General features: G+C 46.8%; 31 protein-coding genes. 30 read left to right on the plus strand and 1 reads right to left on the minus strand.

The window, feature by feature from the left end; translation table 11 throughout:
• From MOV14_RS08530 to MOV14_RS08635, 24 genes are all read left to right on the plus strand, one after another.
• Positions 1-306, plus strand: coding sequence for a nucleotidyltransferase domain-containing protein (locus MOV14_RS08530; RefSeq protein ID WP_318538155.1), 306 nt, complete (start codon positions 1-3; stop codon positions 304-306).
• A 69-nt stretch (positions 307-375) separates the two neighbouring features.
• Positions 376-819: a type VII toxin-antitoxin system MntA family adenylyltransferase antitoxin gene (gene mntA / locus MOV14_RS08535; RefSeq protein ID WP_318536905.1), complete on the plus strand. Its 444-nt coding sequence runs from the start codon at positions 376-378 to the stop codon at positions 817-819.
• A 5-nt stretch (positions 820-824) separates the two neighbouring features.
• Positions 825-1,658, plus strand: a complete 834-nt coding sequence (hepT, locus tag MOV14_RS08540; RefSeq protein WP_318538156.1) for a type VII toxin-antitoxin system HepT family RNase toxin — start codon at positions 825-827, stop codon at positions 1,656-1,658.
• A complete protein-coding gene (locus MOV14_RS08545) occupies positions 1,655-2,065 on the plus strand; it encodes a hypothetical protein (RefSeq protein WP_318536906.1) in 411 nt (136 codons plus the stop codon). Before hepT ends, MOV14_RS08545 begins: the two co-directional genes overlap by 4 nt.
• 25 nt (positions 2,066-2,090) lie before the next feature.
• Positions 2,091-3,254, plus strand: a complete 1,164-nt coding sequence (locus MOV14_RS08550; RefSeq protein WP_318536907.1) for a glycosyltransferase — start codon at positions 2,091-2,093, stop codon at positions 3,252-3,254.
• The gene (gene wecB, locus MOV14_RS08555) at positions 3,251-4,555 is read left to right on the plus strand and encodes a non-hydrolyzing UDP-N-acetylglucosamine 2-epimerase (RefSeq protein WP_318536908.1); all 1,305 of its coding nucleotides are present in this window, start codon (positions 3,251-3,253) and stop codon (positions 4,553-4,555) included. The genes MOV14_RS08550 and wecB overlap by 4 nt, the downstream gene beginning before the upstream one ends.
• Before the next feature lie 185 nt (positions 4,556-4,740).
• On the plus strand, positions 4,741-5,637 hold the full coding sequence (locus tag MOV14_RS08560; RefSeq protein WP_318536909.1) for a glycosyltransferase family 2 protein: 897 nt from the start codon (positions 4,741-4,743) through the stop codon (positions 5,635-5,637).
• A gap of 229 nt (positions 5,638-5,866) precedes the next feature.
• Entirely contained in the window at positions 5,867-6,451 is a 585-nt protein-coding gene (locus MOV14_RS08565; protein WP_318536910.1) for a hypothetical protein, read from the plus strand.
• Positions 6,448-7,500 (plus strand): nucleotidyltransferase family protein, encoded by a 1,053-nt coding sequence (locus tag MOV14_RS08570; protein ID WP_318536911.1) that lies wholly within the window; start codon positions 6,448-6,450, stop codon positions 7,498-7,500. The genes MOV14_RS08565 and MOV14_RS08570 overlap by 4 nt, the downstream gene beginning before the upstream one ends.
• Entirely contained in the window at positions 7,493-8,716 is a 1,224-nt protein-coding gene (locus tag MOV14_RS08575) for a glycosyltransferase family 4 protein (RefSeq protein ID WP_318536912.1), read from the plus strand. The genes MOV14_RS08570 and MOV14_RS08575 overlap by 8 nt, the downstream gene beginning before the upstream one ends.
• Positions 8,716-9,849, plus strand: coding sequence for a glycosyltransferase family 4 protein (locus MOV14_RS08580; protein WP_318536913.1), 1,134 nt, complete (start codon positions 8,716-8,718; stop codon positions 9,847-9,849). Before MOV14_RS08575 ends, MOV14_RS08580 begins: the two co-directional genes overlap by 1 nt.
• Entirely contained in the window at positions 9,842-10,252 is a 411-nt protein-coding gene (locus tag MOV14_RS08585) for a hypothetical protein (RefSeq protein ID WP_318536914.1), read from the plus strand. Before MOV14_RS08580 ends, MOV14_RS08585 begins: the two co-directional genes overlap by 8 nt.
• A gap of 19 nt (positions 10,253-10,271) precedes the next feature.
• Positions 10,272-10,988, plus strand: coding sequence for a glycosyltransferase family 4 protein (locus MOV14_RS08590; protein WP_318536915.1), 717 nt, complete (start codon positions 10,272-10,274; stop codon positions 10,986-10,988).
• Positions 10,985-12,715 carry a hypothetical protein gene (locus tag MOV14_RS08595; RefSeq protein WP_318536916.1) on the plus strand — a complete coding sequence of 577 codons (1,731 nt, stop codon included), beginning with the start codon at positions 10,985-10,987 and terminating at the stop codon, positions 12,713-12,715. The genes MOV14_RS08590 and MOV14_RS08595 overlap by 4 nt, the downstream gene beginning before the upstream one ends.
• Positions 12,716-12,778: 63 nt before the next feature.
• Positions 12,779-13,879, plus strand: coding sequence for a glycosyltransferase family 4 protein (locus tag MOV14_RS08600; protein WP_318536917.1), 1,101 nt, complete (start codon positions 12,779-12,781; stop codon positions 13,877-13,879).
• Positions 13,880-14,041: 162 nt separating this feature from the next.
• The gene (locus MOV14_RS10035; RefSeq protein ID WP_442786682.1) at positions 14,042-14,356 is read left to right on the plus strand and encodes a GNAT family N-acetyltransferase; all 315 of its coding nucleotides are present in this window, start codon (positions 14,042-14,044) and stop codon (positions 14,354-14,356) included.
• Between the two features lie 44 nt (positions 14,357-14,400).
• Entirely contained in the window at positions 14,401-15,462 is a 1,062-nt protein-coding gene (locus MOV14_RS08605) for a GDP-mannose 4,6-dehydratase (RefSeq protein ID WP_318536918.1), read from the plus strand.
• A 6-nt stretch (positions 15,463-15,468) separates the two neighbouring features.
• Positions 15,469-16,578, plus strand: coding sequence for a DegT/DnrJ/EryC1/StrS family aminotransferase (locus MOV14_RS08610; protein ID WP_318536919.1), 1,110 nt, complete (start codon positions 15,469-15,471; stop codon positions 16,576-16,578).
• 141 nt (positions 16,579-16,719) lie between these two features.
• Complete coding sequence (locus MOV14_RS08615; protein WP_318536920.1) at positions 16,720-17,148, plus strand: hypothetical protein; 429 nt, start codon at positions 16,720-16,722, stop codon at positions 17,146-17,148.
• 27 nt (positions 17,149-17,175) lie between these two features.
• A complete protein-coding gene (locus tag MOV14_RS08620) occupies positions 17,176-17,898 on the plus strand; it encodes a glycosyltransferase (RefSeq protein WP_318536921.1) in 723 nt (240 codons plus the stop codon).
• Positions 17,899-18,026: 128 nt separating this feature from the next.
• A complete protein-coding gene (locus MOV14_RS09985; RefSeq protein ID WP_326403689.1) occupies positions 18,027-18,161 on the plus strand; it encodes a hypothetical protein in 135 nt (44 codons plus the stop codon).
• A 180-nt stretch (positions 18,162-18,341) separates the two neighbouring features.
• Positions 18,342-18,701 carry a retroviral-like aspartic protease family protein gene (locus tag MOV14_RS08625; protein WP_318536922.1) on the plus strand — a complete coding sequence of 120 codons (360 nt, stop codon included), beginning with the start codon at positions 18,342-18,344 and terminating at the stop codon, positions 18,699-18,701.
• Positions 18,702-19,292: 591 nt separating this feature from the next.
• Positions 19,293-19,964, plus strand: coding sequence for a PD-(D/E)XK nuclease family protein (locus tag MOV14_RS08630; RefSeq protein ID WP_318536923.1), 672 nt, complete (start codon positions 19,293-19,295; stop codon positions 19,962-19,964).
• A gap of 387 nt (positions 19,965-20,351) precedes the next feature.
• Entirely contained in the window at positions 20,352-20,876 is a 525-nt protein-coding gene (locus MOV14_RS08635; RefSeq protein WP_318536924.1) for a PaREP1 family protein, read from the plus strand.
• Positions 20,877-21,107: 231 nt separating this feature from the next.
• Here the strand turns inward: MOV14_RS08635 and MOV14_RS08640 are convergent, their stop codons facing one another.
• On the minus strand, positions 21,108-21,317 hold the full coding sequence (locus MOV14_RS08640) for a hypothetical protein (RefSeq protein ID WP_318536925.1): 210 nt from the start codon (positions 21,315-21,317) through the stop codon (positions 21,108-21,110).
• A gap of 404 nt (positions 21,318-21,721) precedes the next feature.
• On the opposite strand from MOV14_RS08640, the gene MOV14_RS08645 reads away from it, so the two are divergent.
• From MOV14_RS08645 to MOV14_RS08665, 6 genes are all read left to right on the plus strand, one after another.
• Complete coding sequence (locus MOV14_RS08645; RefSeq protein WP_318536926.1) at positions 21,722-22,480, plus strand: PD-(D/E)XK nuclease family protein; 759 nt, start codon at positions 21,722-21,724, stop codon at positions 22,478-22,480.
• A 140-nt stretch (positions 22,481-22,620) separates the two neighbouring features.
• A complete protein-coding gene (locus tag MOV14_RS08650; RefSeq protein ID WP_318536927.1) occupies positions 22,621-23,340 on the plus strand; it encodes a hypothetical protein in 720 nt (239 codons plus the stop codon).
• 150 nt (positions 23,341-23,490) lie between these two features.
• Positions 23,491-23,985, plus strand: coding sequence for a hypothetical protein (locus MOV14_RS08655; protein WP_318536928.1), 495 nt, complete (start codon positions 23,491-23,493; stop codon positions 23,983-23,985).
• Positions 23,978-24,106, plus strand: a complete 129-nt coding sequence (locus MOV14_RS09990) for a hypothetical protein (RefSeq protein ID WP_326403691.1) — start codon at positions 23,978-23,980, stop codon at positions 24,104-24,106. Before MOV14_RS08655 ends, MOV14_RS09990 begins: the two co-directional genes overlap by 8 nt.
• A complete protein-coding gene (locus MOV14_RS08660; protein WP_318536929.1) occupies positions 24,103-24,243 on the plus strand; it encodes a hypothetical protein in 141 nt (46 codons plus the stop codon). The genes MOV14_RS09990 and MOV14_RS08660 overlap by 4 nt, the downstream gene beginning before the upstream one ends.
• Positions 24,244-24,723: 480 nt before the next feature.
• On the plus strand, positions 24,724-25,212 hold the full coding sequence (locus tag MOV14_RS08665) for a PaREP1 family protein (RefSeq protein ID WP_318538157.1): 489 nt from the start codon (positions 24,724-24,726) through the stop codon (positions 25,210-25,212).
• The last annotated feature ends 98 nt before the right edge of the window (positions 25,213-25,310 follow it).

A 25,310-nucleotide genomic window follows, 5' to 3' on the forward strand; every position in this document is an offset into this window, starting at 1 on the left:
ATGGTTGAAGGGGTCGTGAAGGCCATCAGGAGGCACATACCGGGTGCGAGGATAATACTCTTCGGTTCCAGAGCGCGAGGAGACGCGTTGAAGGAGTCAGACATAGACCTCATCGTGGTGTCCAAGGCATTCGAGGGGATGGGCTTCACGGATAGAGCCACATACATTCTGAAGACCCTGTGGAGAGAGGGGGCGCTGCCGCCGGTAGACGTAGACCTGCTCTGCTACACGCCGGAGGAGTTCGAGGAGAGGAGGAGGGAGATAAGCGTAGTGAGTGAAGCGCTGAAGTACGGAGTAGAGCTCTAGCCGAGGACTGCAGTGAATCTGTAACGCCTCGAGGCGTCCGAATCTGCAGCGGGACCGGGGGATGAGGTGATGAGGGTGGTTGACAGGGGGAAGCTGGTTGAAGTGCTTAGGAGGGTGGCGGAGAGGTATCCCCAGCTCAAGCTCATGTACCTCTTCGGGAGCTACGCTGAGAGGAGGGCTGCGCCGGCGAGCGATATAGATATAGCCGTTGTAACAGCGAAGCCGAGCGTCATTCCGCATGTGGCGGCTGAATTGGCGGAGGAGCTCCAGATCCCCGAGGAGAAGATCTCCATCCTCGATCTGGAGTACGCATCGCCAGCACTCGTGGCGAGCATCCTGAAGAGGGGGGTCAAAATAGTGGACAGGGACGAAGGCTCTAAGCTGAAGCAGCTCAGCGAAAATGCTTACCCACAACCGAGCCGCGGATGCCCGAAGATGCAGAGCGGCTACTCATCGATGCTAGCTCGGATCATGGCAGCCGCACAGGCTTCCCGGCGGGGGGTTGGCGCTTGATCAGGGTGTCTGACGAGGGCCTCGAGAAGCTCAGAGGCCTGGCCGCGAAGTACCCCAGCGTAGCGTTCCTGGCGATCACGGGCTCACTGGCAAGAAAGGGGCTCAGCACCCACGACTTGGACGTGGCGGTGAAGCTGAGCGAGAGAAGGGGGAAGTACGAAACGCTGGCATCCCTCCTAGCCGACATAGCCGGGATCCTGGGCATCCCGGAGGACCTCGTCGACGTAATAGACCTGGACCGGGCTGACCCCGAGGTCAAGGCCAGCATAGTCAGGAACTCCATCGTAATCATCGACAGAGGCTACTACGGAGAGCTGTTGAGGGAGGTGGACGAGGCCTTCAGGGAGTACGGCGAGTACAGGGAGCTCTCCATCAGGGAGTGGCTGCTATCGGAGGACCCCACATCGGTGGACCCAGCTGTCGTGAAGCGAAGGCTCGACTTCGTCAAGTCCGAGGCACGCTTCCTGCGGGAGGAGGTGCTCAAGAAACCCCTAGACGAGGTGAAAGGCTCACCGATCCTCAGCAGAGTCCTCGAGAGGGGCTACCAGCTCATCGTCGAGGCGCTGGTAGACGTAGCCAGGCATGTGGCTTCGTCCATGGGTTGGGGACCCTGCTTCACAGCGAAAGACTACGTCGAAAAGCTCGCCGAGCACGGTGTAATACCCGAAGAGTTGGCCAGCGAGCTCATCAAGAGGATAAGGCTGAGGAACATAATAATTCACCGGTACCTGGACGTGGACTACGACGAGCTGTACAGCGACGCACCCAGGCTCATAGCCGCGGCCGAGGAGTTCGAGAGGCACATAGCTAGGTTCCTCAGGAGGCGCGAGGGGCGGTGAGCGCGCTGCGCACCGAGCCGCCGGCGGAGCGCGCCGGCAGGCCCTTCGTCGTGGTCCTCGCGAGGGACCGCAGGCACGTCGAAGAGAAGGCGGCGGAGCTCGAGCGCCTCGGCCTACCGTTCACCATCGTGTGTGGCGAGCGGCTAAACCACCAGCGCGTAGTCTACAGGGAGCCCAGGGGGAAGTGGGACACCATAAACTTCGCCAGGCGGCTCGTCCCGAAGGACGCGGGCGTCGTCGTGCTCAACGACGTGGACACCAGGATCCACAACTTCTGGCACGCGCTCAGCCACCTCCACAGCGCCGACCTCGTCTACTGCAGGGTCGAGGTGACCCCAGGTGAAGTTCTACAGGATCGCGGTTCCAATCAGGGGGTTCAGAATCTTTCAGCGCGAGCTAACTTATAACCGAAGGAGAGGTAGCTAAAGCAGGGTGAGAGGCACGAACATACTCCTAGTCCCGCCCAACGACCTGATAAACAACGCCCTGCCGAACCGGCTTTACCACCTAGCCCGGCACTGGGCGGAGCGCCACAGCATCTACCTGCTGAGATACCCCAGCTACCCCATCTCGACAAGCATCGAAAGATTCCTGAGGCGCACAGACATCCTCCCCACCGCCAAGCCCGCCGGAAACCCCGGCACGTACTACCTCAAAAACGCGAAAGCCCTCTACGAGGCGCTGAAGAAAACCCTCGAGCGCGAGCCAGTAGAGGTCATCGTCCACGCGAACATCCTCCCATCGACGTTCGCCGTAAGGCTGGCCAGGAGGCAGGGGGTCAAGACAGTCTTCGACTACCTCGACCACTACCCCGAGTCGGCGTCCGCCTACTACAGAAACAGGCTCGCAAAAAAGCTCGTGCACACGGCAGTCTACGCCATAACGATTTACAACCTGAGGAACAGTGACGAGGTGGTCACCGTATCCCACGCCCTGAAGCAACTCGTCGACAAGCACGCCAGGAGGCCAGCACACCTCATACCCAACGGCGTCGACACGAAGCTCTTCAAACCCACACCCAAGGAAACCGCGAGGAGAGAACTCGCCCTCGAGAACCACGACCCCATACTGCTCTACTACGGCTCAATCGCCGAGTGGATCGACTGGCAGGCACTACTCCAGCTCACAGCAAGGCTCAAGCCAAGACACCCCAAAGCACTCCTCCTCCTCGTAGGGAAAACCTACGGCCACCTAGACCTCGAGATCAAGCAAAAAGCCAGGTCCCTGGGAGTAGAGGACAACGTCAAGCTCGTACCCCCACAGCCCCAGGAAAAGATCCCCACCTACATCTCAGCTGCAGACATAGTCTACGCGCCCTTTAAAAATATCCAAATGAACCTAGGCACACCTGTTAAGATTTTCGAATCTCTTTCCTGCTCTAGGCCTGTAATTGCAGCAGATCTTTATGAGTTCAAGCTGTGGTTTAAGGACTTTTTGCTGTACTACCGTGACATAAATGACCTAGAAAGTCTAACCCTACAGATTATCGACAACTACGAAGAATACAGGAGCCTTGTGGAAAAGGCGAGGGAGTACGTCGAAATAAACTTCGATTGGAAAATCTTAGCACAAAGGTACGAGGAGGTTTTCTTATGAGTTTAATGGTCGTCGCAGGTACGAGACCCGAGATAATCAAGCTAGCCCCCGTCCTATGGAACCTTCGACGCGAGGAGTACACCTTGGTGTGGAGCGGTCAGCACTACGACTACGAGATGAGCAAGGTCTTCTTTCAGGAGCTGGGAGTACCTGACCCCGACGTTGACTTAGGCGTCGGGAGTGGAAGCCATGCAGAGCAAACCGCCAAGGCCATGATAGGACTAGAGAAAGTCATCAATGAACTCAGACCCAGAGTGGTCGTAGCGCTCGGCGACACGAACACGGCTCTGGCGGCAGCCCTCGCCTCCACCAAGTCACATGTACCCTTTGCTCACCTCGAAGCCGGCATGCGAAGCTGGGACAGAACAATGCCGGAGGAGATCAACAGAATAGTAGCCGACCATATTGCAGACATTCTCTTCGCTTTCACACGGCTAGCCCAAATTTACTTGGTCCACGAGGGAATACCATACAGTAAGATCTTCGTAACTGGCAGTACCGAGGTCGACGTAATACGAAATTACGAAAGCGTAATCGATGAACGCGGCAAGGAATTAATCGAAGAGCATGGCTTAAACCCAGGAGAGTACGTGGTGGTCACCGTTCATCGACAGGCTAGCACCGACGATCCGTCAACCCTTTCCCAAATAATCTCGGCACTAGTAGAAATTTCAAGAAAGTACAGGTTCAAGGTAGTTTTCCCAGTCCACCCCAGAACCAAGAAGGCCATACAGGCTTACAGCCTAGAGCAAGCACTCCAATCAGAAAACATTCTTCTACTACCACCACTCGGCTTCTTCGAATTCCTAGGCCTGCTTAAGCACGCCCGAGTCGTGCTCACAGACAGCGGCGGCGTACAAGTAGACACATGCACCTTCAAAGTACCCACCGTTATACTAAGGTACAACACAGAATACCCCGAGTGCATTGCCCTCGGAGTATCGGAGCTAGCAGGAACGCAGAAAGAAGATATACTATCCACCTTCGAGCGAGCCCTAACAAAGAGAATAAGCAAATGCACGCAAAACCCATTAGGCGACGGGAGAGCCGGCGAAAGGATAGCTCGTATCCTCAATAAAGCAGACGTAAAAATCGAGGCGCCGGATCTAAGAACCTCGCCCCTCGTGCTTTACCGCTTAGTTGCCCAACCCCTCCCGGATGACCTAGTTCTAGCGTGGTACGACCGCCTCGGCTGTCCCTTGGCTCGCGAAAGCAGCCACTTCCTAGTGAGAAGAAAGCACGATCCACACCACTTTGATGAAACCATCTTTAGCATGTTCGAACAAAAACAAGAAAGCTAAGTCATGCTTTCCCCACCGACAGTACTGATACTAAGCCACGAGTACCCCTACCTCTCTGAAGTAGAGGGTCATATACTTAGGAACAGTTAGTATGTCTTTTTTGGCATGAAATCAGAACGCATCGTTGCTAGCAAGGTTGATGAGAAGCATTATGTACTCCGTTCTAAGTGCATACCATGACCTTAGTGAGCGTTATAGTTTCGACCAAAAATAATAGAATAACAATACCCTTCGTCTTAGATTCCATTAGAAGACTTTCTAAACAGTATATCGTTGAACTGATAGTAGTCGATGGGATGTCCGATGATGGAACGTACCAATTCGCCGCGAACTTTCTAGCTCAATTCAAGAACGACTTCTACAATGTCAAGCTTTTGCGCGACCCAGGAACCTCCCTCTCACTCTCACGTAACATGGGTTTCGTGCATTCAACAGGAGACTTTCTCGTATTCCTTGATGGCGACATGATCCTGCACCCCGAATTCGTAGAGAACTTCGGGAGAGTGCTCTCAGGCGAGTACGACGCCATCGCTCCTCGCCTTGAGGTTCTAAGACTCGAACGATTTACCTCGATCTTCAACGCGTTCATAGACGTAGTATCCGAGGGAGAGCTGAACCTGAACAAGCCTTCCATAATTCCTCAAGCACGAATCTTCTCACGCAGAGCCCTAAGCAAGATACATGGCTATCCCCCGCTCTCCCGGTACTTCGGGGAAGACAGGTGCGCGACGGCCCTGGCAACGATTCAAGGCATGAAATACGTGTACATGCCCACGCTGAGGATAATCAAAGTCGATGAGCCCTCTTTCGCGGCGTACCTCAGAAAGCACATGAGATACGGGGAAGGAATAGAAAAAGACCTAACGAGCGGCGGAAGAAGAGTTCTCCGCGACTACATAGTTCTCAGGAGGCTAACTTACCTTAATCTAATCGCCCCATTGCTCTCAATGCTTTATGCACTAAGACTCCTGCGAGTTTCTCGCAGCGCCGGACTGGCAGATTTCCTATCTGTATTTACGATGAAATATACCATTGACTTAGCAATGCTCATCGGAGAGATAAAAGGATTGATCAAACATTAGATGCTATTTGAAAGTTCTATACACGAATCTTCACACAGTAAAAATAACGCTACTGTCTCTAGGAGAATCAGGAAAATGCACGGCGCATAGGTGCCTTTGACTGGCACACATTTATAAAATAAGGTATATTATAGTTTTTTACGGCATTGATGGTAGTGGAAAATCCACGATAATACACTATCTTTCCAATGTTCTCAGAAAATGTTCATACAATGTTAAGGTCGTTAGGATGAGAGGTCATCATACAATAATGTATGTTCTTATACGATTTCTTTTCCGGATAAAGAGAATAGACTACAAATTTGCAAGAGGTAAGCCCCTGTACTTGAATTACATGGTATCAAAATATTTCAAAAGCAAAAAGTTCTATATTCTACTCGAAATTGCGGGAGTTTTAGTGTGGTTTATTGTGAAGATATTCCCTCTTGCAGTCTTGGCAACTTTATACAAGGACGAGATCTTAATTATAGCCGATAGGTATGTCCCTGATTTCGTAGTTTTGATGTCACTGACCTCAAAAATAAGTAACAACGACATGGTCAGGATTGCCCGTTTTTTAGAGAGGATCCAACCATTAAGGCCTCTCTACTTTTACGTTTATGCTGATCCCTCAATAGCATTAAAGCGAAAGTCTGAAGAACGATTAACCATGTCATTTTGCAATCTCATGGATACAAAATATCAGGCTTTAAATAAATTCATACATCCAGTGCTACTAATCGATACTACCAATAAGAGGCCTGTGGAAATACTTCCAATAATTATCAGAGAATTGAATAAACACGGTATTATATCGAGGTGCCCTGAGTCTTGAATAAGATACACAGAGATAATGTAGTGGCATTAAGAATCGTTGTAGATAATTGCATGGGAAAACTTAATCTAGAAGCGTTTCCAAGCATAAAAATCAAGGAAATTTCTAGTAAGGTTTTCCAGATAGCTAAGGAAGGAAAAGTTTTATCATCTCTGCACACTTTGTTTGATTTATTTTCAGAAACTCATAGGTCGTATCTTAGGAAAAGAATAGAGCTAACACAGTTATACCTCAAACAGCTGAAAATGATAGCTGAAGAGCTAAACAGTAATGGAATAGAGTATTACGTTTTCAAAACCATTAAGCCCTTCCCCTACGATATGACTGATATTGATCTACTGTTTACTGATAAGGTCTCAATGCTTAAGGCTTCAACGATCATCATTGGAAAACTTGGGTATAAGGCAGTTAGCAAGGGAACCTATTCATTAACGCTTCGTAGAACGATAAATGGTTACGATATAGACGTAGATTTGCAACCTGGAATCTACGTTGGAACCCTTGGCTACATTAAAGTGATAAAGCTTAAGGAAGTAATCAGCGAATTAGGCTACTTCAAGGAAAGCATACATATTCTTAGACCAGAGCTAGAACTCGCAGTTATAGCAGGACACTCTACCTTTAAGGATTTTTCAATAAGCTTAGCTAACGTTATGCATGCCGACTACATACTGGGAACAATTGATGAAGAAGCACTGCTATCCATACTTAGGTACAATATACATCTAGTTAAACCAGTTATAATAGTATATAGCATAGTTAATGCCTTAAAGAACGTTATTGAACTAAGTTCAGGTAAGAAGACGATAAAGCCAGGGAACCACATTGAAGCATTGATTATAAATCAGCTCATGAAAGGCAGAGGCAACCTTGTTATACCACTTAAAGCATCTGTCGAAACCTACTTGGATACGTTCCAAGCTTTTTTAAAATATCACGAGTATGGGAGTCTCTTAGAAATGATTAAATTACCTAGTTCTAGAGGAATAGGCATCCTATTTAGGAGAGTAAAATTGTTACCGTATGATAGTGATCCCATCAATGTCTAGAAGGTTCAATATCGTTTACTCGCTTGAACCTAGGAACATACGAGATGTAAGTGTAGCATTTCTAACACTTGATTATTTTAACGATAATGTAATAGAGGGCCATCGAATTCTTTCTAAGAGAATTATTGATGCAGTTAAAAGAAATACGAGTTTAAGTACCTACATCTTCTCGCTGGAGACAGCACGAAATCTATTACCTCAAGAAAAGATCCATTTTAAACGACTTGTTCCAAGTGTTTGGGAGTGGATGACATCAACATACAAGATTTTCGAGAAGTTGAAAACGGTTGATGTGGATATAGTTCATATCCTTTCATATAGTAGCGTCTTCCCAGCGCTTTTAAATAAATTGACCCCGTCAAGAAGTAAAGACTTCAGAATAATCGCTCATATATATTATGGTCCAGATGCTTTTAAGCTTCTGCAATATAAATTTACAGAGCTTCTCCTTTTAATGAAGTCTTTCGAAGCCGTGATAGCTACCTCTAAATTGCTTAAGGAATTTCTGGTAAAAAGAACAAAGCTAACAGATAAAATGACTTTCTACATTCCTCCCATAGTTCCAAAGAAGTTTTTTGATTTTGATTACAATTCATTAAGAAGTTCTACAGGAAAATACAAGAAACTCTTTGGACTTAAAGAAGATGATTTCGTAATATCTTACATCGGGCATATAACTCCTCAACGAGGCGTGTTCGAGCTTTTAAAGGCTTTTAATAAAGCACTAGGAAGTAATAGTCGTCTGAGACTAATTATCTCACCCACTAACATAGTATATCAAGATTTATCGCTAGATTATCTTTCCATATTAGAAATGCTGATCAAAAAGTACGGCTTAAATCATAGGGTGCTGATAGTCGAAAAACAAGACCCGATTCAACTATTCGCTATGTCAGATGTCCTTTTCTTAGGCTTCGATAAAACCTTCTTCTTTACTTTCCCCCCTTTAATAGCTTGTGAAGCGGTGGCAAGCGGAATGCCAGTCATCCTCAAGCAGTCTCCACTAGTATACGAGCTCTTTAGTACTGAAAAATCCTTACCGATTTACAAGGATCTCGACGAGTTAACAGATATAATACTTGACTTAGCTGATAACAAAAATAGGCTCTCCGATATATCGCTAAGGGTTAAGGCCGAGGCAGTAAGAAAGTTTATGCCAGAACAACTTGTTTCAAGATTATTAAAAGTTTATATGAGTTTAACAGGTGATTACTAGTGAGGATAATCTATATAGGGCCAATGGATATTCCTATCCCCAGCGAAAAAGGCGCTGTAGAGGAAATAATATGGCAACTATCATTAAAGCTTTCTAGCAACGGTTTTAAAGTAAGCATATATAATCCTATAGCATCAAATACGCTATCTAAAGTTTTCAAGAGCATTGTCTTACATGGTATTGATTGCGATAACTGCATTCTGCATTTTCACGATTTAATAGCATGCGGTAGCTATAGCTCTATAATTCGCTACAGCTACAAAAGTATTTTACTATCACTTCATTATCCCCCCTGGTTCGCTAGATCTAGTTTTCGCCACTTAGCACTACGTTTCCTCTTGAAGTATCTTAAATCTAGACAAACGATATTTGTTGCACCATCACGAGTAATCACAAACTGGATTAAAAGAAGAATAGGCGGCACTGCAGTATTCATACCTAACGGGGTTGATACTTCAATTTTTAACCCGGTGAAAAGAAGCCTTGAAGTTCGAGAAAAAATGATTAAGGGCAAAGACGTAGATGTTTTAGTGTGTTATGTTGCAAGAGTACATCCAAGTAAGAACCAGCTAGATCTTTTAAAGGCTGCTAGAATTCTTGTGTCTTCTGGTATTAAAAACTTTAGGCTTATATTCATAGGTCCTCTTCACGGACGATTCGGAAAACAGGGAGGAGAATTCAAATATTTTGAATCATTGCGCCAATATATTGAAAAACACAACCTTGAGAAATTTGTGGAGTTTTTAGGCGAGATCCCTCATCACGACGATGTGGCATCATATATGGCATCATGCGATATATATGTTCATCCATCTATAATTGAGGCGGCGGCCCCATTAGCAATATTAGAGGCTTTAGCGTCTGGATTACCTGTTGTTGCCTACAATCTAGTATACTATCTTGATTACCTGAAAAATCATGAAAATGCCATACTAGTAGATAAGGGCGATGTAAAGGCTTTAGCAGGGGCTTTAGAATCGCTAATAACCCAGCCTATACTAAGAAAGCACTTAGGGGAAAATGGGAGACGTTTCGCCGAAAGAGAGCTTTCATGGGAAAATATTGTGAAAAAGTACTATATCCCATTATATAATAAGCTCGAACAGAATACGTATTCCTCAGATCATGGCTGAGTCCGAAGACACCATAGCAGTCTTTACTTTTCCATTGCCTTCCCCAACCAATTATGCGCTACTAGCTAATCTAGCAACCATTCTTTCATGGGTATATAAACGAGTAATAATTATCACAGGCAGTTTTGTATCACATCTCCCTGATATAATAGGAGACTTAAAGTATTCTAATAAAAAATCTATTTACGTCTATGACTTTAAATATAAGTTGCCCCCAAGAGGTGGCAATGCTAGTGTATTGACGAAGTTCTTCGCCTATGTTAGAATCCAGCTCAGCTTCATTGTTGCTGTGTTAAAGCTACGCTCTAATTTTAATACAGCGTTATTTTTCATCGGCGTTCCCGACATGCTTATGGTGTTGATCATTTTACGATTACTCAGAAAGAAGGTAGTAGTGTATTGATTAATAAAAAGATCCGTTCATGACTGGCCTTAGCCTTAAGTTAGCAATTAGACTATCTGATGCAGTTATTACAGAAATTATCGATCCGTCCTTCGAGGACCCGATTAAGTTGAGATACTCGAAAATAAGGCTACCGCTAGCACTAAGATTTATTGATGTAAAGAAGTTTAATATAATCAAGCAGATTACGGATAGATTCTATGATATAGGTTTCGTAGGAAGGCTTGAACGAGAGAAGGGTATAGACCTATTAATTCCCGCCCTTAAATCCCTATACAAGGAGGGGCTAATGCCCCGTGTAGTTATAGTAGGAGATGGCAGTCTCAGAAATATAGTGGAAGCTTCATTATCGAACCTGCATGTTGATGTCATGTCGTATGTTCCTCATGAGAAATTACCTTACATATATAATAAAATGAAGATCATAATTTTACCGTCGAGAAAGGAGGGTGTACCTACAGTTTTATTGGAAGCCCTAGCCTGCGGTGTCATACCAGTTGCCTCAAGAGTTGGAGGGATACCTTGGTTAATCCGGAAAGCTAATACGGGTATACTACTAGATGATCTTAGTTATCACAGTATCGCTAAAGCACTTAAATATCTACTAGGGCTCGACGTAATGAGGTTAAAGGAGATGTCTCAAAACGGTAGGAATTTCATTGAGAAGTTTTTAGTATTGGAGGAAGCAGTGAGGCGATACAGTTTAATTAAAAAAGTGCTAAAATACATACCATGAAAATATTGGTAAAACCACTAGTATTCCTGCTTCTATCAACGAGTATAGTATTTCTGTTGGCTATTGGTGTTATAATTCAGATTCCTCTCATTGCGTATTTAGGTTTATGTCTACTTGGATTAAACATCATTCTTTCGATCATGTATGGGGAGCAACTAAAGCATTCTCTGCTAATTTTCATATTGGTTATATTATCATTTACTCTCGCCTTATCTTATGAAAGCATCTCGTATTACCCCCTTGGCGAAGATGTTCATTCCGAGTACTACGTTTTGAAGAGCTTACTAAATAAAGATCATGTAGAGTTACTGAAAGAAGCTAGTATACCCGAATTATTATCGCCGCCCCCATATTATTACGAAATATACAGCTACATATTCTTCTCATTAATATTCAAGTACATTACAATGATGGATGAAGTGGTCATCATAAAATACATCTGGAACACTTGCATTTTAGGGTTAATACCGCTAGTAACGTATCTATATATTAAGAAGGCGACGGGCAATACTGCTTCTGCCTTGATCGGTAGCTACTTAATTATTTCTCAATCCACTTATGTGGTTACATTGCATTCTACATCGAAAAATGTGGCAGGTCTCTTCATGCTTGGCTTACTGTTGTATTCATTTATGAGTTATTTAGGCGATCAAAGGTCACGGCGTCCTACTGGTGTCATCTTGATCCTCATTCTTATATCCTTTAATGGCTTTCACTATATGTCTTCGGGTATAGGGGCGTTAATAAGTTCTTTAGCCATAATACCTTTGCTTCTTACATACAAGTGGTATGGAAGTGAAGTGCCTTCCTCTCAAAAATTCGTTATGACTTTAACACTGCTCTGGATGATATCCTGGTTTCTAACATATGCTCTTCTCACAAACAGTATTATTAAGCCACTTATAAATCTTGTTACAAACCTTTTATACTTAACACCTCTACCCCACGGTTATGAACTTATTAACGTTTCTTCCTTACCGACATACTTGAACTACTTAAGGTTGCTTGTAGATGCCCTGATTTCCCTTCTTATACTTATGGCTGGTTTAGATTCTTCTATAAACTTATTAAGAAATAGAGGAGGTTTTATAGACTCTCTAATAGCAGTTGCAGCATGTTTGTTTTATATATCATCTGCCGCGGAAATATTCAAACTTACAACTATTGGTGTTGGACGTTTGTCCATAATCTACATACTTATTATCTCCCCCTATCTCTACAAATCTATTGTCACGATTTTCTTACGAAAAATTCCATTTAGGAGATATATGAAAAATACAATAATACTATTGACACTAGCAATAATTATAAGTACTAGAATAATGCTCTCAACAGGTGCGGTATCTTATGCCATGGGTAGTGTTGAGAGCAGTATTTTTCTAGATCCATTATATAGGTATAAAACAAGTGTAACCTACGCAGATATAAAATCGGCTGTCTTACTTAATGAGTACTATTCAGATGTGAAACCTGTTGTCTTAGATTTAAAGTCCATTGACGTCTTTCACTACGTTGAGAACCTAAGGTACTTTACTGTTAAGCTGCTTCCTTTGTCTGAAAACCGTTCTGAGCTAGGTTCTGACATAGTATATTTCAATTCGCATAATCTCCTCGTGGGCAAGATTCATGTCCGTGTTAACGTATTCATCGATTATAATGAATATCATTATTTGAATGAAGTAAAGTCATTAGTGTTCAATTACGGATATTCTATTATCCTTTATTAATAAGCTCATTCTTCCGAATAAATGAGGCGAGAAATTGATTATATGGTATGGTGATAATTATTTATGAATGATGATCTAAAATTCGTAAAAATAGTTGTAGTTACTCCTTTTCCATTTATAGCTACCGAAATCGGTAATAAACTCGCTAGGAGAGGGTTATCAGTACTTGTTATCACATCCTCGAAAATTAAAGAATATAAGGAAGCAGAATTTGAGAAGGAAGTTAGGGTAATATTCCTAGGCAGGAATATGATGCTAGATTTAGTAAAAGCATTGGTTGCTCTTTTTTCTTTCAAGCCACATATAATTCTAATGTACAGCGGTGGTGGTGTACTTGGATTACTGATGTTCCCACTAGTTAGAATATGTCAGATATTTTATGGGGTTTACACAGTTAGTTATGTTATGGAGCCTATTCCAAGAATAGGTATTAAAAATCCTCTCATAGCGTGGATTGAAACCGTATTAGAGGTGAAATTTGCCAATTTAATAATCACGGATGCGGAGAAACTTAAGCGTTTACTGTTAAGGTTTCATAAAATATCTCCTTCAAAAGTTGCGGTGTTTACAAATGAGTGGGACGCTCCTTATTTCTATAGATACAAAGTAAAAGAAGAAGGCGAGAAGAAATGGATACTATTCTTTGGGACAGTCCAGGAATATAAGGGCCTGGAATATCTTATACGTGCCGAGCCTTTAATCACGGAAAAATATCCAGAAGTAAAAATAGTTATCGCGGGTAGTGGTCAGGAAAAATATTACTCTATGATAAGAGATAGGAGTAAGTATATATTACTCAACAAGTTTATAAGTTACAAGTTGGGAGCATGTCTTTTTCAAAAATCTATGATCATCGTATTGCCTTACACGATGGGTACAGTAAGTGGAATAATACCCGTTGCTTACGCGTTCAAAAAACCTATAATTGCAACAAGAGTGGGGAGTTTTGATGAAGTAATAGAACATGGAAAAACCGGTATACTGATCCCCCCTCAAAATCCTAAAGCACTTGCAGAAGCTGTAATAATGCTTTTAGAGAATACAGAAATGAGGAAAAAACTGGGAGAAGCTGGTTTCTCTAAACTTAAATCAGAAATGTCATGGGATGTATTTATAGATAAATTTATGAAAACGGTGCTGAAGACATGGAAAAGCTCTTCATAAAAAAGCCACTATTGCAGACATATTTAAAATATATAATTTTTACAAGGAGATAAGTAGATGCAAAAACATCATTAAGTATTACAGGAAGTATCCTCAGGGCATTCTGGGGGATATCTTTTCTTAGTAAGATTATTCCACAGTATATTAAATAAAAACACAATCTTGCTTCTGGTCTCAGGTCCCAGAGTAACGGGAATATGTCATGTCGACATATATGGAAAGGAGGGAATCCTTGGCATTGCCATTTTAGAGAGTTTTCAAGGTAGAGGTTTAGCGAAGGTTCCCCTACGCTACGCGATTAAACTCGCTAAAGAATTAGGGTTAGAAAGAATTAGATCTGTGGACATAGACAATTATCGGGCTATTTCTCTATATAAGACTTTAGGCTTTAATATAATTAGGCGAATAAACAATTGCAGTCGTAGTTTTAGAAATAGCTTTGTTGATTGCTATGAAATGGAAATAAAACTTTTATAGCTTTTTTAACCATTGTTACCTTAGCGATCAAGAGAGGAGAAACCATGGGGAAAAGAGCATTAATTACTGGCATTACGGGTCAAGATGGGGCTTATCTCGCTAAGCTACTCCTAGATAAAGGCTATGAGGTTTACGGCACTTACCGTAGGCTCAGCACTCCAAACTTTTGGCGTTTAGAATATCTCAATATATTCGATAAAGTAAATCTTATTCCTATAGATTTAAGCGATCATGGCTCAATAGTTGAGGCCCTAAAGATATCTGAGCCAGATGAAGTCTACCATCTAGCAGCTCAAAGCTTTGTCGAAGCTAGCTTTGAAACTCCTGTTGCAACTGGAGATATAACCGGTCTGTCTACGACGAGGATTCTCGAAGCTATCCGCCAAGTCTGTCCAGAAGCTAAGTTTTACAATGCAGCAACCAGTGAAATGTTCGGCAAAACTGGCTTGCTCAATGGCGGGAAGCCTCTCAATGAGAACGATGTTTTTAGGCCGATGAGCCCATATGCTGCCGCCAAACTTTATAGTTATTGGATTAGTAGAATTTATAGAGAAGGCTATAAAATATTTGCTGTAAATGGCATTCTATTTAATCATGAGAGTCCGTTGCGTGGTTTAGAGTTTGTTACACGTAAAATTGCGAACGAAGTTGCAAAAATAAAACTAGGTTTAAGCAAAGAGCTCAGGTTAGGTAATCTGGACGCTAAACGCGATTGGGGTTATGCTCCTGAATATGTTGAAAGTATGTGGCTTATGCTCCAGCAAGAGGAGCCGGATGATTATGTGATCGCTACAGGTGAGGCCCATAGTGTAAAGGAGTTTGTTGAAAAAGCGTTTGAAATTGCTGGATTAAACTGGGAGGATTATCTTAGAGTTGATAAGAGGTTTATGAGACCTTTAGATGTGCCATGCTTGGTTGGAGATTTTTCAAAGGCCGAGCATATGCTGGGCTGGAGGCCCAGAGTAAAGTTTGATAAGCTAGTAGAAATAATGGTCAAGGAGGAGATTAACCGCTGGTCCCGTTGGCTGAGGGGCGAAAAATTTCCATGGGATGCTCCAAACTACCCGAGTGAAAATAAAATATTCACGAGAGCCTTAAGGATGTGAAAGGATATGTATAAGTATCCGGTAGCGGAGCCCGAAATAGGCGAAGAGGAGCTTAAGAACGTTGTAGAAGCTGTTAGAAGCGGGTGGGTTAGCAGTACAGGAAAGTTCATCCAAGTGTTTGAAAATCTATTTGCCAGGTATGTTGGTGTTAAATACGGTGTAGCTACTTCAAATGGTACAGTAGCCCTACACCTAGCCTTAGTTGCTTTAGGTATTGGACCGCATGACGAAGTCATTGTACCGGATTTGACATTTGCGGCAACTATAAATGCAGTATTATATGTTGGAGCAAAACCAAGTATAGTGGATATAGATCCAAATTACTGGTGTCTCAGTCCTAGCAGTATAAGGGAAGCAATAACTCCACGTACAAAAGCAATAATCCCTGTGCACCTTTACGGTCATCCATGCGATATGGATGCAATCATGGAAATTGCGGAGCGCTATGGACTTTACGTTATTGAGGATGCTGCAGAAGCTCACGGTGCAGAGTATAAGGGTCGAAAGGTCGGTAGCTTTGGTCATGTCAGTTGTTTCAGCTTCTATGGTAACAAGGTAATAACTACAGGAGAAGGCGGAATGTGCTTAACCAATGACAAGGAATTAGCAGAAAAAATGAAAATTTTAAGGGATCATGGAATGGATCCAAGGAAGAGGTACTGGCACAATGTAGTAGGCTTCAATTATCGTATGACAAACCTCCAAGCAGCCTTGGGCGTGGCTCAACTGAGTAAAATAGAGAAGTTTATTGAAAAAAAGAGGAGAATAGCTAGATTGTATGCAGAGGAACTATCCTCGGTGGAAGGCATTACATTGCATCCAGAAATGTCTTGGGCTAAATGCGTTTACTGGCTTTATTCAATATTAATAGATAGGAAGTTAAGCATATCAAGGGATAAACTCGCAGAGAAACTGAGGAGGTATGGCATTGAAACAAGAAACTTTTTCTACCCATTACATGAAATGCCACCATACCGAGGGTATGCAAATCTTTCGTACCCTGTATCAACAGATATCTCATGTAGAGGATTAAATCTTCCATCAAGCGTAAAACTTAATGACAAAGATATAGCTTATATCGCGCAAAAAATCAAAGAGGTCATAAAGGGATTTTAGCTAACTGCTAAATTGGGCTAAACATGGCTGTGAGCACATCGGTATTGACCTTGCAATCAGGGTTACGGGATTCTGGAGCTGATACTATCGTTTATCGCAACGAATGTTGCAACACCTGTCATTAGCTCTAAGCATACATGGATGGCTGGCGGGCTCCTGAGGGACTACGCGGAGGATTTCGAGGTTGAGGGGGTGGCCGTGAGGGGGCTGGCGAGGGAGGCTGAGGTGGCCGTTGCGGCGGCCCACGCGGTGTACAAGGAGCACATGGTTCTGCTCATCGACTGCCTGACCTTGGAGCGGTGGCTGTCGAGGAGGGCTGTGGAGGCTTCGAGGGAGCTGGGGGTTGAGAGGGCGCTCTGGGTGGCGCTCTCTGCGTGCAGGTCGATTCGGGCTGGGTCCGCTGAGGCTCCCTACAGGCTGCCGTTCCCGCTCCTGGCTGGGGTCTACGCGGAGAAGACTCTGGGTGATGCGTGGTTCAGGGGGACTCTGCCGAACGCTCTCAGGTACCTTGCGGGGAGGGAGGGGGCGGGCCGCGTACTGCTGTCGAGGCTGACTAGGAGGAGCTACTGAGCCCTCGGCGGGTTGCGGGTGGTTGGTGTGGCTTTGGGTGTTGAGGGTGTTTCTGTTGTCACGACTACGTTTAACGAGAGGGAGTATGTTGGGGTGTTTGTGGAGCGGGTTCGGGGTGCTTTGCGGGGTGTTCGGCACGAGGTGGTTGTGGTGGATGACTCGTCGCCTGATGGGACGTACTTGGAGGCTGCTCGGTGGGCTGATAGGGCTGTGTTGGTGCGGGGTGCTGGGCAGACGGGTGGGCTTGCGGTGGGGTTGGGGGTTGCGAGGTACCCGGTGGTGGTTACGCTGGACGTTGACCTTGAGAACCCGCCGGAGCTGATCCCGGTGCTTTTGAGGGAGTTCGCGGGGAGGGGGCTTGACCTGCTGGTGGCGTCGAGGGCGTGGCTGCCGCGCTTCTCGGAGAGGGTGGCGTCGGCGACTGTGGGTAGGGTTGTGGGGGTGGGGGACGTGTTCTCGAACTTCAGGGTTTACAGGCGGGGGCTGTTCGCGGGCTTCAGGCCTGTGCTGGGCGAGACCTTCGGCGGGGAGCTGCTCGCCTATGCTTGGGCGAGAGGGTTCAGGCTTGGGGAGCTGGTGTACGAGCCGCCCCCCAGGAGGGCTAGGCCGAGGATCGGGGGCAGGGTTAGGGCGAACGCGAGGATACTCGCGGCGACGGGGAAGCTACTGCTCTACCTGGCATCCCAGGGGGCTCCGCGGGCAAGGCTAGCGCGCGTGGTGGTGCGGGGACCCTGGCCTCGGCTCTTCTGAGACGCTTTCCTGGCTCTGCCGGCAATCCACGGGAAGCCTCGGGGGAAGCAGAGGAGAAGCATAAATCAAACAGTCGGTTGAGTGCTCGATTCGCTTGTGGCGGGTGCGGGGCGCGCAGCTTGTTCCGCGTGCAGCGTTCCAGCGATGTCAGCGACGTTGAGGTTACGCTGGGGCCTGTCCGCGCCGCCCTCGCTAAGGCTAGGCGCTCAGGGTTCTACTGGAGGCTCTCCCTGGAGAGGGTCAGGGATGCTCTGGGAGCGTGAGTACAGGTTCTTCAAAGTGCTGGTTCGAGCTTCATAACCTGCTTCTCGCAGAACTAGCTTTCTGCGCTCGGCTTAAAAGTGCAGGCTAGTCGTCGTACTGGCAGTTACTGAGTTGTGGAAAGTTTATAAAACTGCTTTTCTCCGCATGCAGAGGTAGGCTTCAACTGTGGAGTGGTTAATATGGGTTTTGTTTATATTGACGTTATTGTCCATGGGTATAGGTCGTCGAGGAGCGTTAGGATGCTTGTTGATGCTGGCTCTACCTACATAGTCCTTGGATCCGATGTTATTGAGGAGCTCGGCCTCTACGAAACGCCTTATACAGCTGAAGTAACCCTAGCTGATGGGAGAAGAATTAGGACCAAGCTGTATCTAGCCGAAGTCGAGGTTAAGGGCAGAAGGGGGCCTACCTTCGTAGCCGAGCTGAATACACCGACACCCTTGCTGGGGGTTTACGCGCTTGAGGCTCTGGGCTTTAAAGTTAATCCAAGAACAGGAGAGATAGAGGAGATATCACCGGAGGGAGGTTACCTGCTATAAGGGAGCGCATGAGGGATTTTAGAAGGGTTTACAGGAGTATGACCGGGGCCTGGCTTGAGCCTGGGGCTGCTTCGGGATCATTGGGAAGTTCTTTGAAGAAGGGAGGCCTGGCGGCGTGAGAGCCTAGACAGGAGCTTGGGCGCAGTGGGATTTACCGAGGGTTTTCAGGTTATGTAGCTCTCGACTCTCTCCAACCTTCCCGTTGCCGGGTTCGGCCACATCCCACGCCGCATACAAGGAGCGGACCTTCACGTTGAACGAGTTCTTCACGGTTGAGAGATGGTTATCTGAGAAAACCGTAAGACTTGCCTAAGAGCTTAGGTGCGAGAATGCCTTAGATTCGCCTTAAGCCTGAATAGGAGAAATCTTACAAGAGCGACCTCGGAGTGCGTGCTGAAAGCCTTAACCAGCAAGCGTGCAGGCAAGCTGTTGATGTCGAAACCCGCGAGGGAGACGTACTAGCGTCAAACTCGAGCATCTTGTAGTTCCTGGCCATTTCAAGAACCCTTGCACCAAATATGTAGCAGGAGGTCGTAACAACACGCGTACAGAACGTTTATATTCCCTCATAACCATAATCGGAGTTGAGCGATGGAGCTGGTGGAGCTTAAGTCGAGGGTTCTTAGGCTGTTGAGGGAGGATGAGGAGTTTAGGTACGCGGTAGCCGGTTTGATAGGCTTGGATGAGGTGCTGAGGAGGCTTGATCGCCATGAGGAGAGGATGGTTAAGCTGGAGGAGAGGATGCTTAAGGTTGAGGAGGAGCTCGTGAAGCTTAGGGAGGATATGATTAGGGGCTTTGAGAGGCATGATAAAGAGATAGCCGAGCTTAGACAGGAAATGAACAAGCTAAGAGAGGATATGAACAAAGGATTTGAGATTGTTAATCGTCACATATCTGCTTTAGGTGCAAGATGGGGAATATTGGCTGAAGAAGCATTTAGAGAAGGCTTGAGAGGGGTTCTTGAAAAAGAATTTGGATTTAAAGTTGAGAGGTGGAGTGCGTACGATGAGAAGGGTAGAGTATTTGGGTATCCAAGTGAAGTTGAATTAGATGTTACGATTAAAGATGGAAAGATTATATTAATAGAAGTAGCATCTCACGTAAGAGCGTCAGATATATATGAGTTCAAGAGAAAAGCAGAGCTTTATGTAGAGAAAACTGGAAATAAGCCTGAAAAACTCATGGTAGTAACTCCGTATATAGAAGAAAAGGCGATAGAGGCATCTAAAAAGCTAGGAATTGAAGTATACACGAAGGTCTGAACTCTTAGCTGGATGTGATCTAGTTGCTGGAGGTGTAGCACATATGTGCGGAGTTAAAGGCTGTCGCGGATACCAGTGCTACTTCCACTAAATTCCCGAATCCTTAGCCTCAGAGCTGGGGCTTCGGGTTGAATGTGAAGCGGAGGTGGGGTTGGGAGGTGGGAGGGTGGTGAGGAGGGGCTTGCGCTTGGCGAAGTTGAGGTGGAAAATGCTAGAAGACCTGTTCTCATAGCCATCGGCTGTGAAAGCGAGCTCTTGGCTATGCGTGCTAGCCTGTTGCTAAGTTAATGTTCTTCACGTTTATCTGTACCAAGATCGCGGCATCCTAACCTTAGCTGGGTGAAGCAGTAAATTTAAGCTGCGGCGATCATCGTATGCTGGAAGGCTATGTCGTTAAGTGAGGCTGTTGCAATACCTAAGGTTATTGCTGACAAGGTTAGGAGCTTAGGTGCTGACCTGGAATCGTATGTTGTGGAGAAGCTTCTCCACGAGCTTAAGCTGGATCCCAACGATGAGGCTAGGGTTCACTTCGAACTCGCTGAAAAATATTTCAGGGAGGGCTCCGAGCTTGTGGACAAGGACTCTGCCCAGGCAAGCGAGAAACTGTATAAGGCAGCTGAGGAGGTCGTGAAGGCGTTAGCCTATAACCTGGGCTTAACCGAAATACTTGGAAGAGTTAGAGAGAGGGGTAGATGGACTGTGACCGACCTTGAGGTTGTTGCCCGCGAAGCCGCCAGGAGGATCGACGAGGAAATCTACATCGGTTGGGATAGAGCCAACTACCTACACGTATGGGGATTCCATGAGGGTAAACTTGATAAGGAAGCCGTTAAAGAGAGGCTACCATACATTGAGAGAATGATTAAAATATTAAGAGAAGCCTCGCAGAAGAGACCGCCAGGAAACCCCTAACTTCACTTAGGGGGTGAATAGGTAAAAGGCCTAAATACTTCTGGATCCCCTTTAAGGTGGGAATGCTTCCCGGTGACGGAGCCCTGTGCTCTGAGCCTGCTGAGGATAGCCCATGGGTTAATGAGATCTATGGGATGAGGGAGCAGCGACACCCCCAGAACCTTCTAAGTTTATCTGCGGTATTGTATCTAGACTTAGCGGGCTTAAGGTTTTCGATACAAACAGATATTTCTACCCCCACTTACCTACGGGAAGGAGAGTGCTTGAAGCTCGCCTCAGCCCTGCTCTTCTCTCCAATCTTCCCGTTGCCGGTTTCGGCCCTATCCCCGCTCTCTCCAGGGTTTGAAGGCCTGGGATCAGGTGCTCATCCGATTTGTCTCTTCGGAGATCCTCCCTTACTTCTCTAGGTGTTTCGGCAACCGCTACAGCCTCGGACTTCAAGGCCTCACCTTCTAAGACGAGCTCAGGGGATCAGAGCCTCCGCTGCTTCGACTCCGTGGCCGGATACCGGTATAAGGCTTAGCCCCCGTGTACTCAACCCCGATGCGTTCCGCCAGGCTCCTGTCCACTGAGGCCATCCTGGCCCCTGTCTCGACGAGAGCATTGCTCGCTATGTAGCTATTCTCTGACCCAATGAGCTTCACCGCTGCTCTTACTGTGACTAACCGTGAGCACCGCGCATCCGATCCCTCGACCCCTTTATATACTCGTTGGCTTCGCAATTAGGGAATTCGTATGGGTTTTAGTAGTCATCATCAAGATCGAGGGCTTTTGTGATAGGAAGTCATGACGGTCGTGCGTACGAAAGTTTATTATTTCCTTTTATACCTATGTAGAGTTGAGCGATGGAGCTAGTGGAGCTGAAGTCCAGGATGCTGAAGCTGTTGAGGGAGGATGAGGAGTTTAGGTACGCGGTTGCGGGTTTGATAGGCTTGGATGAGGTGCTGAGGAGGCTTGATCGCCATGAGGAGAGGATGGTTAAGCTGGAGGAGAGGATGCTTAAGGTTGAGGAGGAGCTCGTGAAGCTTAGGGAAGATATGATTAGGGGCTTTGAGAGGCATGATAAAGAGATAGCTGAGCTTAGAGAAGATATGAAGAGAGGTTTTGAAAGATATGATAGGGAACTCGCTAAGCTCAGGGAGGATATGAATAAGGGCTTTGAGAGGTACGACAGGGAAATCGCCAGGCTTAGAGAGGATATGAACAGGGGCTTTGAGCTTGTTAACCGTCATCTCTCCGCTTTAGGTGCAAGATGGGGGATAATGGCTGAGGATGCGTTTAGGGAGGGTTTGAGGGGGGTTCTTGAAAAGGAGTTGGGCTTGAGGGTTGAGAGGTGGAGTGCGTACGATGAGGCGGGTGAAGTTTTTGGGTACCCGAGTGAGGTTGAAGTGGATATTGCGGTGAAGGATGGAAAGATTATACTAATCGAGGTGTCGTCTCATGTAAGGGTGTCGGATGTGTACTGTTTCAAGAGGAAGGCTGAGTTCTACGCGAAGAGGACGGGGGAGAAGCCTGAAAGGCTCGTGATCGTCACCCCGTATGCGGAGGAAAGAGCGATAGAAGCTTCTAAAGAGCTGGGAATAGAAGTATACACAAAAGTCTAGTAAACTGTACAATCCGAGAAGCGTCGTGAAAATTCCAGGGCCTATGCGTATAACGGCAACGGTCGTCATCCTCCAAGGCTGGCTCTCAGGCTGCTTCAGCTTAGATACGTTTTTATTCCCCTCACAGCTGGAGATTATAGATGGAGCTGGTGGAGCTTAAGTCGAGGGTTCTTAAGCTGTTAAGGGAGGATGAGGAGTTTAGGTACGCGGTAGCCGGTTTGATAGGCCTTGATGAGGTGCTGAAGAGGCTTGATCGTCATGAGGAGGAGCTTGTAAAGCTAAGAGAGGACATTAACAGGCTCAGGGAGGACATGATCGAGGGATTTAAGAGACATGATGAGGAGATGGCGAGGCTTAGGGAGGACTTCAACAGGGCCCTTCAGGCTATTGACAAGAGGTTCGAGGTCATGGATAGGAGGCTTATGAGGGTGGAGCGGACGCTGGAGAAGCTCACTGTTGATGTGGAAGATGAGGCGAGATCCATTATAAGGTACAGGCTTAGGGAAGAGCTCGGCTTGGATATCGAGCTTGGGTCCCTGGTTCTTCCGGATCTTGAGATCGACATCTTCGGTGTAGCTGATGACTTGTGCGTTATAGGCGAAGCCACTGTGAGGGGTGGTGTGAGCGTGCTGGACAAGCTGCTGGAAAAGGCAGAGGTGTTGAGAAGCAGATACCCGGATAAGCTGAGGCCGAAGACGATAATGGTTATTTACGTGTCGCTCGCGCTTCCGGAGCTCGTGGATGAGGCCAGGAAAAGGGGCGTATGGTTGCTGAAAGCCACAGGGGACTATTACAAACCAGATCTGACAACCCTAATCTCTAATATGCATGAAAGAGTGAAGAAGTTTGCCAAGTCTTGAGCCTTTTGTGATGGCTGAGGAAGAAGCTTGGGGCTACATTACTACAGTATAATATTCCATGAAGACGCACCCATCACGCGTGATGTCGTAGACGACCTAGGGTTCTTCATGAATTAGAGGTACGGAGAGCAACTTGATAGGGATCTTTACGTGGTTCTTCACACTACTGGTGGAGATGCTGATGCTGCTTACCATATAGGTATTAGGCTTCAGCAGTATGTCAAGCAAGAGAAAAACCTCTTTTGCGATTATATCAACATTGTCAGGCTTGCGAAGCTGCTGGATGACCTGGTCGTGGCTAGGATTGCCGATGACTTGGTGGAGAGGGGTTACAACCCTGCGACGCTTCACCACACCTTGAGGCGGCTGGTGGAGTACGGGTTTGTAAACCTCGTGGAGTACAACGGTGTCAAGTACTACCATTTGACGGGGCTTGGAGCCGAGCTTCTCAAGGTTTTGAAGAAGGCGGTAGTACATAAAGTTGTGAGGATGCTCGAGGGGAGTGGTGTCAGGTGCAGGGTGTGGTGGGGCGACAGCGAGACTAGAGCTGTTAGGCCCGTGATTCATGTCGATGGGGTGGTGAATCTACCGCCAGATGTGAGGGGTCTAGTGGAGCTCGAGGTGGTTAGGAGCATTGATGGTTGAGGGAGGGGGGAAAGAGGTTAACTGTGCTCTGAAGGTCATGGATGAGGTCTCCCGCAAAGCGAAGCCTGGGAAGACTCTAGCCGAGATCATCAGGGAATTCAGGGACTGTAGGCGGGGGTGAGCCTTGTTCCTGGTGCAGGGGCTATTACTAAGTGGTTCGCTAGAAGAGGAGCCATCTACCCGAGGCTGGTGATCGAGTTTCTGAAAGCGGCGTCTATGCGGTTCGGCCACCTGAGAGGGTTATCGCTGAGGCTCTGAGGGACTTGTAGAAGACTTGGAGCGCAGGTCATAGGGAGGTGTTTGCGATACTGAACGCTGAAGAGCTGGCGGCGGTGCGCGGAAATGCGCTTCGACTTGAAAAGTAGGGCGTCAGCTAGCATGCAGAGCAGTGCCTTAGGTAAGGTCCGACCTCCCTAATGACTCCTACTGTTGCCTAGGTGCGAAGGAAGACGCCCAGAGAAACGCTTAAACAATCCGCGAGGAAGGGCGCAGATGCTCATAGTGCTGGTAGCGCTTTAACCTTCTTTAGCTGCCTCGTCGCAGGGTCTACCTCCAGCCTGAGGCCCTCCAGAGCGTCGACCCCGGGCACTTCCGTGTCGCCCTTCTTGGCGAAGAGGACGATTTAGTCGCCTTCTCTCAGTGTTTGCATAGGCTACAGGGGCTCATTTTTAAGGCTTAAATCGAGGTGTTTAGGTTTAAAGGTTAGAGAGTGCTGGTAGGCGGGTGAGCCCCGTGTCTATGGTGCTTGCCGAGAGCATTGCAAGGAGGATTAGGGTGGAGGCCGAGAAGCGTGGCGCGAGCCCTGAGGAGTATATTTTGGATCTCTTGGTCAGAGAGATGGATCCAGGGGAGGGGGCTGTCGAGTACTTGGAAGCCGCGCGTAGCCTGGTTAGGCAGGCTTGGAGGGAGCTCGAGAAGGGTGACTTGAGGCAGGCCGGCGAGAAGGTCTGGGGTGCCTGTGCTCTGGCTATTAAGGCGCACGCGCTCGCGAGAGGGGGGCGGAGGATTGAGTCCCACAGGGATCTCTGGCTGTACAAGGACGAGGTTGCCAGGGAGCTGGGGGAGTGGGTTAGGACGGCCTTCCTGAAGGCGGACTCCATGCACAGGAACTTCTACGAGGGTCTGGCCACGAAGGAGGACGTCGAGGACTCGTTGAGAGAGGTTGAGAAGCTGGTGTCAGCCATCAGCGAGCGAGTCGAGGGGCAGCACCGAGAAACGGCCACCTAGGCGCGGGGTAGAGCTTGGCCCGGATCAGCTCTCCTGAGGGGCTTTCCTGCCGAACAGATGGTGCTCCTCGTTCACGGCCTTCAGTAGGAGCTTCTCTA

The organism is Infirmifilum sp. NZ, assembly GCF_022693705.1.
Lineage (GTDB): Archaea > Thermoproteota > Thermoprotei > Thermofilales > Thermofilaceae > Thermofilum.